Source organism: Kitasatospora sp. NPDC054768 (assembly GCF_053612025.1).
This window is the reverse complement of sequence record NZ_JBSHBN010000009.1, coordinates 70,068-82,339: the sequence shown is the minus strand read 5'-3', so window position 1 is coordinate 82,339 and position 12,272 is coordinate 70,068. Positions and strand designations below refer to the sequence as shown.

Below are 12,272 nucleotides of genomic sequence, written 5' to 3'. Positions count from 1 at the left end.
GCGCCCGTCGCCGCATCGCGGGATGCGGCGACAGGCGCCGGCGCACTCACCGATCGGTCTCAGCGGGCGCGGAATTCCGTCGTCCGACCGCTACCGCTACCGGGCCACCGGCCGCTCAGCTGCACCATCCCGGGCCCTTTCCCCACCAGTCACCGGAGTTGTAGTCCCGGCCGCCGTAGTAAATACACTGTCCGGGTGCGGACAGGTAGGCCGTGGCGTAGTAGCTGTAGTTCCCCAGGTCCTGCTGCCTTCCGCTGCCGTCGCCGAAGGTCAGGTAGGCGCCGGTCAGCGTCGGGGTTCCGGTTTTGGTGTTCTTGATGGTGGCGACGCAGTTCTTGCCGGTCGTCCTGCTGTAGGTCAGGTAGACCGTCGAGGTGCCGCCCGGCAGGTTGAAGGAATCGATCGTGGCGTAGCTGGACCCGCAGGCCGTCTGCGGGGTGTAGGCGGTGGTGGACGCGTCGGCGGTGGCGGGCACCGCGAGCAGAATCGAGCCGGCCATCACGGCGAGGGCCGCTGTGCGAGCGGAATTCCTGCGGAACATCCTGGCTCCTTCGTGCGACTCGTACTCCTGGCAGTTCACGTGCCGGACAAGGACACAGGAATGCTCGGCAATGACGGGTCGCCGACCGCGCGATTGTCCGGATCGGCGCCAGGACGGTCCGGTTCCGTGCCGGGGTACGTTGCCGGGGCCGAAAGCGGAACCGTTCGACCCGGCCGGTTCGCGGGAGTTCGGGAACGGAACACATCCGCCTTTCCGCCCGACGCGGGGGGCGTGCCCGGCCGGTCAGTACTCGGAGCTGGGTGCCGCCGTGACCGGGCCGAGGTCCGGTCGGTCGCGCAACTCCAGTGCCGTGCCGTGGCGTTCGAGTTCCAGGACGACCAGTTCGTTGGCGCCGGGCCGCCACAGCGGGGCGGGGGCGTAGAGGGTGCGCTGGGGGCCGGCGGCGCAGTGGCGGCCGAGCAGGAAGCCGTTGAGCCACAGCAGTCCGCGGCCCCAGTCGGGCAGGGCGAGGAACGCGTCGGCGGGGGAGGGGAGTTCGGCGGTGAAGCGGTGGAAGGCCGGTTCGCCGTCGCCCGGCTCGCCGTCGCGGGCCTCGACGTCGTCCGTGAAGCGCAGTGCGGACAGGTCGGTCAGCGGCAGCGGCCGGATCTGCCAGTCGAAGAGCCGCTGGTGGCCGTGCGAGACGCCGCGGGTGATGCCCTTGCGGTCGTCCATCTGGGGGCCGTAGTTCACCCGTCCCAGCGCCTCGACCAGGATGTCCAGCACCACCCCGTCGGGCCCGGTGGCCAGCGGCAGGGTCGCGCCGGGGGAGTTGCGCTCCAGCACCCCGAGCGGGCGCCCGTCCGCGAACACCTGCGCCCGGTCGGCCAACCCGTCGATGCGCAGCGGCAGTTCGGGGCGGGGCCCGGGCACGCGGGTGCGGTAGTGGATCAGGCCGCGGTCCTGTCCGAGCCGCTCCATCGGCAGCGGCGCCGCGTGCCGACGCGGCTGCGACAGCGCGTCCAGGGCCTGCGCCAGGAGCGCCCGCCCGTCGGCCCGTTCCAGGCGCTGCGGCGCCACCCGGGGCGGGGGGTCGGGCAGTTCGGCGTCCGGCAGGGGCAGGTGGCGGCCGATGACCTCGCGCAGGGCGTGGAACTTCTCGGTCAGCTCGCCGGCCTCGCCGATCGGCGCGTCGTAGTCGTAGCTGGTGACGGTCGGCTCGTAGCCGGCGTCCAGCGGGTGGGTGCCGGAGTGGTTGGCGCCGGACCACAGGCCGAAACTGGTGCCGCCGTGCGCCATGTAGAGGCTGACGGAGGCGCCGGTGGCCAGCAGTTCGTCCAGCGAGGAGGCGGTCTCCTTCGGGTCGCGGACGTGGTGCGGCAGGCCCCACTGGTCGAACCAGCCGATCCAGAACTCCATGGCGGTCAGCGGGCCTTCGTCCTGGTGGCGGCGGAGCACCGCGAGGCGCTCGGGGGCGCGCGAACCGAAGGTGGCGGTGGCGAGAAGGCCCGGGATCGTGCCGCCCTGCTGCATGGTGTCGTGGGCGCCGTCGGTGGTGAACAGCAGGCAGTCCACCCCGCGCCGTACCAGGCCGTCGCGCAGGTGGGCGAGGTAGGCGGCGTCGTCGCCGTAGCTGCCGTACTCGTTCTCGACCTGCATCGCCACCACCGGCCCGCCCCGGCTCGCCAGCAGCGGCAGCAGTTCGGGCACCAGCGCGTCGAACCAGCCGTCCACCTCGGCCAGGTACGCCGGGTCCGCGCAGCGCAGCCGCAGCCCGTCCACCGCCAGCAGCCGGGCCGGCAGCCCGCCGAACTCCCACTCCGCACAGATGTACGGGCCCGGGCGCAGGATCACGTCCAGCCCCAGGCCGGCGGCGAGGCGCACGAAGCGCGCCACGTCCCGCCAGCCGGTGAAGTCCACCGTGCCGTCGGGTAGTTCGTGGAAGTTCCACGGGACGTAGGTGTCCACCGTGTTCACACCCAGCGCCCGCACCCGCCGCAGCCGGTCCTCCCACAGCTCGGGGTGCACCCGGAAGTAGTGCACCGCCCCGGCCACCACCCGGTGCGGCACCCCGTCCCGCACGAACCCGTCCGCGTCGTACCCGAGCATGCGCGCACCCGCCTTCCCGCAGGAGACCCCGGGGCCTCGCGGACCCCGGCACCGCCGAGCCTAGCGAGGAACGGGCCGCGCGGGCCGCCGCTGCTCAGGTGTCGTAGCAGCCGTCCCACGGGGCGAAGAAGCCCAGGCCGTCCGGGTAGAGCTCCAGGTGCACGCGGTCCTCCTCGTCCTCCTCGTCCTCGTCCACCTCCAGGACCAGGCCGAACAGGGCGCCCTCGAAGCGGACCTCGAAGGGGGCGATGGCGATGTCCTGGTAGTGCCGCCCCGGCAGGGCGTCCAGCCACTGCTCCAGCAGCAGCGCGGCCGCGTCGACCGCCTGCCGCTCGCCGTCCGCCGTCGTGCCGGTGGACTCGATGCGCGAGCCCAGGTGGCGGCCGGCCTCGTCGAACCGGTGCAGCACGGCGTGCCAGCGCTTCACGGCCTGCCAGTCGTCGCCGCTCCAGTCCTCGGGGAAGGCCGCGACGACGGTCGCGTAGAACTGGCCGCCCTCGCACCGCCCGATGGTGTCCGTGCGGTAGTCGGGCTCGTGGCGGATCGGTATGACCTCGGGAACGTTCATGTCCCGCACCCTAGGCCCCACCTGCGACAACGTCGCCCGGCGGGGGCGCGGGAGCCGGTGTTGCGCCCGCCGGTGGTCGCGACATCGGCTGGGCGGCGATCCGGGAGGGGACCGGTACCGGACTGCCCTCCGACCACCGCGAACTGTCGGCCCGCTGCCCCGGCTTCTCGGCCGACGAGTTCCTCCTCGTGTCGACCCCGGTGCCCGGGTCGGAGGCGGCGTTCGTCGCAGGCGTCCGCTCCGACCGGGAGATCCTGGAGGACGACCTCCGGGAGGGGGACATCCCGGCGGAGTACACCACCGGCGAAGGGGACGGGGGCACGGCCCGCACTGCTGGCGTGGGCGGGCACCCCGGACGGCGACGAGATCCTCTGGCACACCGCCGCTGCCGACCCCGACGCGTGGCCGGTCGTGGTCCGGGGCCGCAGCGGCGGCTGGTGGTCGTACCCGGAGGGGGCCGTGTCCTTCCTGGAGGGCCTGTACGCCGGACGGATCGCCGTCCCCGGCCTGCCGGCCCCGCTGCCGTCGGGCGACAGGAGGATTTCCTTCCACGCTTTCCAGCTATAACGAGAGCACCATGCCTTCCTCGGCCGCGATCACCTCGCCCGAGAACCGGCTCCCGGCCTCGGCGGTCGAACGCGTGCGGTCGCTGCCGGGCCAGAAGTGCGTGAGGAGCAGGCGCTCGGCCCCGGAACGGGCCGCCCACGTCCCGGCCTCCGCGGCGTTCATCAGGTGGGGGTCGCCGCCGTCGGCGGACGGGCCCTGCAGCGTGGCTCCGGCGATGAACAGATCCGCTCCCGCGGCCAGCCGGGCAAGGGCGGGGTCCGCTCCCGCGTCGCCGCTGTAGGCAAGGGTCAGACCCGGCGCGGTCAACCGCACCCCTGCGTGCGGGACGTGATGCGGCAGCAGCGCGGCATCGAGCCGGAACGGTCCCTTCCGCGCAGGCCGGTTGCCCGTGCGGTGCTACGGCTGCGCGCGCTCGCGCCACCAGGCGACCGTCGCCCGCAGCTGCTCCTCCAGTGGCGTGGCCCGCACCGCGAACGCGGCCTCGTACGCGGAGCTGTCCACCACGAACGGCCGGTCGAACTGGTAGCGCACCTCCCGCAGTTCGCGCAGCAGCGGGGAGACCAGCCCCGCCACGGCCAGCGCGGCCGCGGGCAGGCGGCGTACCGCGACCGGTCCGCCGCCGGCCTCGGCGGCCAGTCGGTCGACCATCGCGCGCACCGACAGGGGAGGGGCCGTGGGCACGTGCCAGGCCCGGCCCCAGGCCCGCTCCTCGCCGGCGATCTCCGCCATCGCCCGGGCCACGTCCGGCAGGTAGGTCCAGCTGTGCGCGGTGTCCGGGTCGCCGAGGGTGGCGACCGGGCGGCCCTTCAGCAGACCGGGCATCACCCGCGCCGCCAGGTGGCCGCCGTCGGTGACCCCGGGGCCGAAGAAGTCCGAGGCCCGCACCTCCACCGCCCGGATCCGCCCGGCCTCGTGCAGCGCCCGCGCCTGCTCCCAGGCCGCCGCCCGCACCCGACCCTTGGGGCCGGTCGCGGCGAGCGGCAGGTCCTCGGTCATCGGGCCGGCCACCGGCCCGTACCCGTACAGGTTGCCGAGCATGACCAGCACCGCGCCGCTGTCCTCGGCCGCCGCGCACAGCGAGGCGGTCAGCGCCGGCCACCGCCGCGCCCACTGCGGCAGCGGCGGCGCGGCGCAGCCGTGGACGGCGGCGGCACCGCGGGCGGCCGGTGCCAGCTGTGCGGGGTCGCTCGCGTCCAGGGCGAGGTGTTCGACGCCGGGGACGGCCGGCCCGGCGGGGCGCCCGGTGCGGGTGGCGACCCGGACCTCGTGGCCCTGTTCGGCCAGCAGGCGGGCGGTGGCGGCCCCGGCGGGCCCGTGTCCGACGACCAGGTGGAAGCTCATCCGTCAGAGCCTAGCGGCGGCCTCGGACCGGCAGGGGGCGCGGTGCGGGCCGGTGCGGCCCGGCGCCGGAAGGGGGAAGGCGGAAGGGGAAGCCGGACAGATCGGGGCAGGTCAGGGCAGGTCGGGGCGGGTCGGGGGTCGGCACTTATCCGGTATGCCGATCGTAAAAGTGGATCTATGCTGTGGGTCATTCATGATCCCTTCACACAAAGCAGGTTTGCTCTCGATGAAGCTGCCCCGGGTGTCCGCCGTCGTCGCCGCCGCGGTCCTGGCCCCCGCTGTCCTCTTCCCCTCCACGGCCTCCGCCTCCGACGCCCCGAAGCCGATCGGCCTCTCCGGTCCCGACACCGGCTCGGACTCCGCCAAGGACGCCGCCCCCGGGGACGACGACGGACAGGAGCAGCGCGACCGCGCCGAGGTCAAGCGCATCCTCGCCGACCCGAAGAGCGGCTTCGGCGTGCGCGAGGCCGCCGAGAAGGCCCTCAAGGGCGGCGCCGCCGAGCTGCGCCACTTCCTGGAGGTCGAGCTCGACGAGCAGCGCAAGATCGACGACCAGGTCAGGACCTCCCAGATCTACAGCACCGGCGGCCCGGCTGTGAAGGCCGCCGCCAGGGCCGCCCTCAACAGCGGCGACGACGCCATCGCCGAGTTCCTGAAGACCGGCCAGTACATCGCCCGCGCCGAGGACGAGGACCGCGCCGAGGTCGAGGCCCTGCTCGCCGACCCGAAGACCGGCCCCGGCGTGCGCGAGGGCGCCGAGAACGCTCTCAAGGGCGGCGCCGCCGAGCTGCGCCGCTTCCTGGACGTCCAGCTGCCCAAGCTGCGCGGCGACGACAACCGGGTCAAGCTCGCCCAGCTCATGGACAAGGGCGGCAAGGCCGTGCGCGAGGCGGCCGGCAAGGCGCTGGACGCCGGCACCGACGAGGCCGTCGAGGCCTTCCTCAACAGCGGCTTCGCCAAGGCCCAGTTCGAGGACGACCGGGTCGAGGTGCTGCGCATCATCGCCGACAAGGAGACCGGTCCGGTCACCGCCGCGGCCGCCCAGAAGGCCATGGACGGCAACGCCGAGGACGTGCGGCGCTTCCTGACCGTCGAGCTGCCGAACCTGCGCTTCAGCGACAACCGGCTGAAGGTCTCCCAGATCATCGAGACCGGCGGCCCCGCGGTGAAGAAGGCCGCCATGGCCGCCTTCGAGGGCAGCTACGCGGACCTCCTGGCCTTCCTCAAGGAGGGCTGGGCCAAGGCCAGGGCCGAGGACGAGGCCGCGGCGGCCAAGCCCGGCACGGGCACCGGCACCGGCACCGGCACGGGCACCGACGGTTCCGGGCAGCAGCCGCAGACCGTCCAGCCCGCCGGCCTCACCGGAACCGGTACCGGCACTGGCACCGGCACCACCACCGGCGGCACGACCACCACCGGCGCCCGAACGGGCAACGGCACCACGGGCAGCACCGGCAGCACCGGCTCCGGCACGCTCGCCGCCACCGGCAGTGACGGGCTCGGCTGGGAGGCCGGCGGCGCCGCCGCGGCCCTCGCCGCGGGCGCGGCGATGGTCGTGGCCGCCCGCCGCCGCTCCACCGAGAGCTGACACCCCCTCGCGTCCCCGGCCGCCGCACACCCCCGGCGGCCGGGGACGCGCCGCGTCCCGGGCGGCCCGTCGCCGTCCGCCGCGTCGCCCGCCCCCGGCCGGTGGCTCAGCAGCCGTCCCCGCCGTCCCCGCCGTCCGCCCCGCCGTTTCCCACCCGGCGGGGCCGCTGGCGCTGGTAGCTGCGCACCGCCTTCCCGGCGCCGAGGGTGAGGGCCGCGACCACCCGGGTCCAGCGCGGCCCGCCGCGGTCGGCCCACACCACGCAGCCGCACCCCGCGACGACCAGGACCAGCACTCCCACCAGAACCGCACCGACCATCACGACCACCCGCCTTTCGCCCGACGTCCTGTTACGTCTGACGTCCGGATCGTCCCACCCGGTTCGGCCGTGCGGGCGGAGGCTGTGCCAGGATGCGGTAGCCGAACGGCCCAGGTCACCGCACCGGGCCGCACGGGCCCCACCCGCCAGCCGTACCCGAGGAGTCACCCGTGGCCACTGCCCGGTTCGCCACCCTGCACACCACGGCGGGCCCGATCCGCCTGGAGCTGTTCCCGTTCCACGCGCCGAAGACGGTCCGCAACTTCGCCGAACTCGCCGAGGGCACCCGGGAGTACACCGACCCGCGCACCGGCGAGCCGGGCCAGGGCCCGTACTACGACGGCACGCTCTTCCACCGGGTGATCGCGGGCTTCATGATCCAGGGCGGCGACCCGACCGGCACCGGCGCCGGCGGCCCGGGCTACTCCTTCGCGGACGAGTTCCACCCGGAGCTGTTCTTCACCAAGCCGTACCTGCTCGCGATGGCCAACGCCGGCCCGGGCACCAACGGCTCGCAGTTCTTCATCACGGTGGGCACCCCCGCCCACCTCAACCGCAAGCACACCATCTTCGGCCAGGTCGCCGACGCCGCCTCCAAGGCCGTGGTCGACGCCATCGCCACCACCCCCACCGACAACGAGCGCCCGGTCGAGGACGTGGTGATCACCTCCGTCGAGATCGAGCACGCCTGACCCGGTGACCGCCGAGCAGCAGGCTTTCCCGCCCCGCCCGGTCCGCGGCGTACGGGCCCGCTACGTCCACCAGACGAGCTGCCCGGGCGACGTCGCGATCGTCACCGTGGACTTCGAGCCCTGGGAGGAGGGCCTGCGCGTCGAGTCCGCCCCGGACGCCACCGTCCGGGGCGATCCGGAGCCCGGGGACCTGGAGCGCTTCCACGCCGCCCTGGCCGAGGGCGTGCGCGCGGAACTGTCCGAGCAACTGCCCGGCACCCCGGTGGCGTTGGCGCTGGTGGTGCACCACACCGTGGTGCACCTGGCCGACTCGCGCGAGTACTCCTTCCGCACCGCCGGGCGCCTGGCGGTGCGCGAGGCGTTGGACCGCCTGAGCGGCGGCCAGGAGATCTGACGGCAGATCAGAGTCGTTGCGCCGGGGGACTGTTCGCCAGGCAGGGCCGTCGACCCCAGGGTCGGCCGCCCCTGGGGCGGCAGCTTTTCGGGGGGATCAGGACCCCGGGGGCACGGTGCTCCACTCCTGGGAGCGCGCCCCGTCGTACGTGCGCAGGGCGACGGCGCTGCCGAGCCTCGTGCCGCCGGTGAGGGCGAGGTCGGGGTGGGTGGCGGGGGAGATCCTGACCTTGCCCTGTCCCACGTTGCGTACGGTCCACTGCTGGTTCATGTCGTTCTGGTCGCAGGGCCGGAGCGTGACGGAGCCGCGGGAGCCGCTCGGCGCGGTCAGGCAGGTGCCCGTCGCCTTGTTCTTGATGAGCTGTTTCCCGGCGATGGTGCTCAGGTTCCACTGCTGGCGGTCGTTGTTGCGCTCGGGAGTGGCCACGATGACCCGGCCGCCGCGCCCGGCCTCCAGGTTCCTGGCCGAGGTGTCGCCCCGCGGCCAGACCCGGAGCTGGTTCCAGTTCTCGGTCTGCTTGGACGGTTGCGTCGTCTGCTGCGGGGCCTGGGAGCCGGCCGTTCCGGTGGCTGCCGCCGCCAGGCCGGGCGTGCCGCCCAGCAGCACGGCGGTGATGGCCGCGGTCGCGATGCGCTTCGCGGGAGACATGGTTGTCACTCTCATGTGTTTTCCCTTGTGGGGTGTCCGAGAGGCGTGCGGGTTCCTCGGCGGATGGCGCCGGAAGCACCGCGGGTTCACGGGGCCGTGGGGCGCGCCGGGGGGTGCATGCGAGGGGGTGGATCACTCGCCGCCCCGGTCGCCGGGGCCCGGTGGGCACGGAGGTGCTTCGCACCCACCCGACCAGGCTAGCCAGAGGTCGGTCCGTCCGCAGCTCCGAGGGAACAGGCAGGTCACGGGCGTGCCGCGGGCGTCGGCGGGCCTGCCGGGGGCGGGGCCGCCCGGGAGGGCCACTACTTCACGGACCGCATGGACCACTGCTGGTTGTCCTGCGCCGCGTAGGTCCGCAGGAGGGCTGCGTTGCTGCCGGCCTGGGTGCCCCCGGTGAGGGCGAGGCGGGGGTGGGCCTTCGGTGAGATCGCCACCTGGCCGGCCGTCACGTAGTGCACGTCCCACCGCTGGTTCGGGTTGTTCTTGTCGCAGGCCTGGACGGTGACGGCGTCCAGGGTGTCGTTCGGCGCGGTCAGGCAGGTGCCCGTCGCCCTGTTCTCGATGAGCGGCAGCCCGCCGATGTTGCTCAGGTTCCACTGCTGGCGTGCGCTCTCGGGGTCGACGACGGCCACGACGGCCCTGCCGGCGCTGTCGACGTCCAGGTTCCTGGGCGGGAGGTTGGGCGGGTAGATCTTGAACTGGTGCCATTCGCCGGTCGGCTGGGAGGGGAGTGCGGTCTGCGGAGTGGCGGCCGTGGCCAGGCCGGGGGTGGCGCCCAGCAGGACGGCGGCGACGGCCGCGGTCGCGATGCGCTTGGCAGGAGACATGGTTGTCACTCTCATGCGGGTTGTCCCTTGTGAGGTGGTCCGAGAGGTGCGCGGGCACTTCCGCGGATGACGCCGGAAGCCCTGGGGGTCCCTGTGGGTCGCACCGGCCGCCGGGCCTCCGGGGGCCGGTGGGCACGGCGATGCTTCGCACCCACCCGACGACCAGGCTAGCCAGAGGTCCGTCCGCCCGCAGCTTCGGGTGAATGCGCAGGTCACAGCCGTGCGGGCGGGGTGAGCCGGGGCACTGTACGGCGGGTTGCGCGGCGGCGCACGTCCGGACGGCCCTGCCGCCCGGCCGGAAACGCGGGGCCGCCGCCCGGCGCGGTGCGCGGGCGGCGGCCGTGGAGCGGGCGCGGTGTCAGGAGCAGCTGCTGAACGTCGCGCTGGTGTTGGCGATGTAGAGGGTGGCGCCGGCGGTGGGGTCGGAGCTGAGCGGGACGGTGACGGTGTCCTCGGCGGTCCACGGGATGCCGTGGGCGTCGAAGGTCCAGGTGCCGGTGACCTTGCGGGCGATCTTGGCGAGCGTCACCCAGCCGTACTCCTGGGTCGGGACGGTGACGGTCACGCTGTTGTTGACGCTCCGCGACCCGTGCCATTCGTTGCTGTACTTCAGCGAGGAGCTGATCGTCCCGGTCAGGACGTTGCCGGGGGCGCCGGCGGACATCTGGGTGCCCATGTCGGCGCCGATGGTGTTGGACCAGCCGCTGTCGTCGGTGACCGCGAAGGACTGCTGGACGGCGCTGCTGGTGTTGTTGAACCAGACCGCGGAGGCGCAGGTGCGCGGCAGCGGCGCGGCCGGGGCCTCGCTCTTCGTGGCCCAGGAGCAGCTGGAGGGGTCCTTCTGGCACTGCTTGGCGCCGTGGTCGACGGCCAGGTTGCGGGCGGCCTGGGCGAAGCCCGTGGACCACTGCTGGTTGACGGTGCCGTTGCAGCTGTACTGGTCGGTCCAGGCGTCGTCGTAGTTGCCGCCGAGCAGCAGGTCCAGGCAGGTGTTGTCACCGGCGTGGCGGATCATGAACGAGTCCGCCCCGCCGGCCGCCGCGGGCTGGAAGTACCAGCGCTGGCTGGCCTGCCCGGCGCAGCTCTGCTGGCGCAGCGCCGGGGTGAAGAAGGCCAGGTCGATGCACTTGCCGGTGTCGTTGTTGACGATGGTGAAGGAGGAGTCGGACGGGTCGACGTTCAGCCGCCAGGACTGGTGGTAGCCGGGGGCGGAGTTGGTGACGATGTAGGCGCCGTCGCCCATGTTGCCGTTCTGGACGTCGAGTTGGCGCCCGTTGCTGAGCGACTTGATGGTCAGGCACTGCTGCGGCGAGGCGCAGGCGGCGAGCGGGGCCGGCGCGGCCTCCGGGGTGGCCGCGGCGGCGCGGGCGGGCGCGGCGGTCAGGCCCAGGGCGGCGCAACAGGTCACCAGGAGGGCCGCGAACAGGCGCAGCCAGGGCGCCGTACGGCCGAAGGTCGTGGTGGGCAAGGGTTTTCCTTTCGTCGGGGAGAGGGGGAGGGGAGCAGGAGGGAGGGGAGGGGCTCAGGGCGCGGCGGCGAAGGCCGTCTCCAGGCGCGGGACGTAGTCCGCGAGGTCCTGCGCCCAGCAGCCCGGGGTGTGGCCGCCGTGGCAGTCGGCGCCCCAGCCGGTGCCGTCGCCGTAGCCGACGTAGCGGTACGGCAGGCCGAGCGCGTCCAGGCGCTGCTTGAGGCGCTTGGCGGTGCCCTCGGCCCAGAACTCCATGTCGGCGGGGTTGTTGTTGCCGTTGCCGGTGTAGACGGTGATGCCGGTGTGCTCCAGCAGGGCCGCGCGCGAGACGGGGTCGGCGGCGTTCCAGCGCCAGTCGGCGTTGAACACCGGGTACGGGGTGCCGAAGATGGCGTCGCTGGAGACGGTGGGGCCGAAGTCCAGGCCGCAGGGGTGGCCGTCGCTGGGGCCGCAGAGCACGGTGCCGGCGTTGGTGAGGGTGGCGACCACGGCGCCGCGGATGATCATCTCGTCGGTGGAGAGGTCGTTGGCGCCGGACATGGTGAGGACCTGGCCGAACAGGTCGGGGCGGTCCTGGGCGTAGTGCAGGGCGCCGAAGCCGCCCATGGACAGCCCGCCGACGGCCCGGTGGGCGCGGTCGGTGCGGGTGCGCAGGTTGGCGTCGACGAACGGCAGGACCTGGGTGAGGTGGAAGGTCTCCCAGTTCTGGGCGCCGGCGGCGGTGTTCTGGTCGAGCCAGTCGGTGTACCAGCCGCGCAGGCCGCCGTCCGGGATGACGGTGATCATCGACTGGGCGGCGGTCAGCGCGGGGTAGGCCAGGGCCGGGTCGCTCGGGTTGTCCGAGGCGCCGTGCAGGAAGTACAGCACCGGGTAGCGCTTGTCCGGCCGCTGCGCGTAGTCGGCGGGCAGCAGGATGCGGATGGTGTGCGGCCCGGCGACCTTCGCCGTGGTGACGGTGATGACGAAGTTGGTGGCGGTGCCGGTGGCGGCGCCGACCTGGGTCAGCCCGAAGCCGTCGGTCAGCGGCGGCGGTGCGTCGGCCCCGTCCCGTACGGCGGCCTCGGCGCGTACGGCGGCCTCGGCGCGTACGGCGGCCTCGGCGCGTACGGCGGGCGCCGCTGTGGCGGAGGCCGCGGGCGTCGCGGCGAGCGGGAGCAGGCAGGCGGCCAGGGCGGCGAGTGCCGCGCGGGCGCGCCGGAGCCGGGCAGGGGGCATGGGCGTCCTCGACCTTCAGCGACCTTTGGCAATCTTCGGCAATCTGACTGATCGC

13 protein-coding genes are annotated in these 12,272 nt (G+C 73.9%); 3 read left to right on the top strand and 10 right to left on the bottom strand.

Annotation, left to right across the window (positions count from 1 at the left end):
* Window positions 1-115 precede the first annotated feature (115 nt).
* The 5 genes from ACWGKU_RS04650 to ACWGKU_RS04630 all read right to left on the bottom strand — a co-directional run bounded on the left by ACWGKU_RS04650 (window position 116) and on the right by ACWGKU_RS04630 (window position 5,066).
* Entirely contained in the window at window positions 116-541 is a 426-nt protein-coding gene (locus ACWGKU_RS04650; RefSeq protein WP_401053293.1) for a spore-associated protein, read from the bottom strand.
* 243 nt (window positions 542-784) lie between these two features.
* Complete coding sequence (locus ACWGKU_RS04645; protein ID WP_452179404.1) at window positions 785-2,590, bottom strand: glycoside hydrolase family 35 protein; 1,806 nt, start codon at window positions 2,588-2,590, stop codon at window positions 785-787.
* Between the two features lie 94 nt (window positions 2,591-2,684).
* Window positions 2,685-3,158 carry a hypothetical protein gene (locus ACWGKU_RS04640; RefSeq protein WP_401053289.1) on the bottom strand — a complete coding sequence of 158 codons (474 nt, stop codon included), beginning with the start codon at window positions 3,156-3,158 and terminating at the stop codon, window positions 2,685-2,687.
* A gap of 561 nt (window positions 3,159-3,719) precedes the next feature.
* On the bottom strand, window positions 3,720-4,064 hold the full coding sequence (locus ACWGKU_RS04635) for an MBL fold metallo-hydrolase (protein ID WP_401049378.1): 345 nt from the start codon (window positions 4,062-4,064) through the stop codon (window positions 3,720-3,722).
* 57 nt (window positions 4,065-4,121) lie between these two features.
* Window positions 4,122-5,066, bottom strand: a complete 945-nt coding sequence (locus ACWGKU_RS04630) for an NAD-dependent epimerase/dehydratase family protein (RefSeq protein ID WP_401049375.1) — start codon at window positions 5,064-5,066, stop codon at window positions 4,122-4,124.
* A gap of 226 nt (window positions 5,067-5,292) precedes the next feature.
* On the opposite strand from ACWGKU_RS04630, the gene ACWGKU_RS04625 reads away from it, so the two are divergent.
* Window positions 5,293-6,654 (top strand): ALF repeat-containing protein, encoded by a 1,362-nt coding sequence (locus ACWGKU_RS04625; protein ID WP_452179403.1) that lies wholly within the window; start codon window positions 5,293-5,295, stop codon window positions 6,652-6,654.
* A gap of 106 nt (window positions 6,655-6,760) precedes the next feature.
* Here the strand turns inward: ACWGKU_RS04625 and ACWGKU_RS04620 are convergent, their stop codons facing one another.
* Entirely contained in the window at window positions 6,761-6,973 is a 213-nt protein-coding gene (locus ACWGKU_RS04620) for a hypothetical protein (protein WP_380546641.1), read from the bottom strand.
* Between the two features lie 170 nt (window positions 6,974-7,143).
* Between ACWGKU_RS04620 and ACWGKU_RS04615 the strand changes: the two genes are divergently transcribed.
* Complete coding sequence (locus ACWGKU_RS04615; protein ID WP_452179402.1) at window positions 7,144-7,665, top strand: peptidylprolyl isomerase; 522 nt, start codon at window positions 7,144-7,146, stop codon at window positions 7,663-7,665.
* Window positions 7,666-7,669: 4 nt separating this feature from the next.
* Window positions 7,670-8,059, top strand: a complete 390-nt coding sequence (locus tag ACWGKU_RS04610; protein WP_452179401.1) for a hypothetical protein — start codon at window positions 7,670-7,672, stop codon at window positions 8,057-8,059.
* A gap of 96 nt (window positions 8,060-8,155) precedes the next feature.
* Here the strand turns inward: ACWGKU_RS04610 and ACWGKU_RS04605 are convergent, their stop codons facing one another.
* The 4 genes from ACWGKU_RS04605 to ACWGKU_RS04590 form a co-directional block, all read right to left on the bottom strand.
* Entirely contained in the window at window positions 8,156-8,707 is a 552-nt protein-coding gene (locus ACWGKU_RS04605) for an RICIN domain-containing protein (RefSeq protein WP_401049367.1), read from the bottom strand.
* A gap of 302 nt (window positions 8,708-9,009) precedes the next feature.
* Window positions 9,010-9,534: an RICIN domain-containing protein gene (locus tag ACWGKU_RS04600; protein ID WP_401049366.1), complete on the bottom strand. Its 525-nt coding sequence runs from the start codon at window positions 9,532-9,534 to the stop codon at window positions 9,010-9,012.
* 358 nt (window positions 9,535-9,892) lie between these two features.
* Window positions 9,893-11,002 (bottom strand): RICIN domain-containing protein, encoded by a 1,110-nt coding sequence (locus ACWGKU_RS04595; RefSeq protein WP_452179400.1) that lies wholly within the window; start codon window positions 11,000-11,002, stop codon window positions 9,893-9,895.
* A 54-nt stretch (window positions 11,003-11,056) separates the two neighbouring features.
* Window positions 11,057-12,217, bottom strand: coding sequence for an alpha/beta hydrolase (locus ACWGKU_RS04590; protein ID WP_452179398.1), 1,161 nt, complete (start codon window positions 12,215-12,217; stop codon window positions 11,057-11,059).
* Window positions 12,218-12,272: the final 55 nt, after the last annotated feature.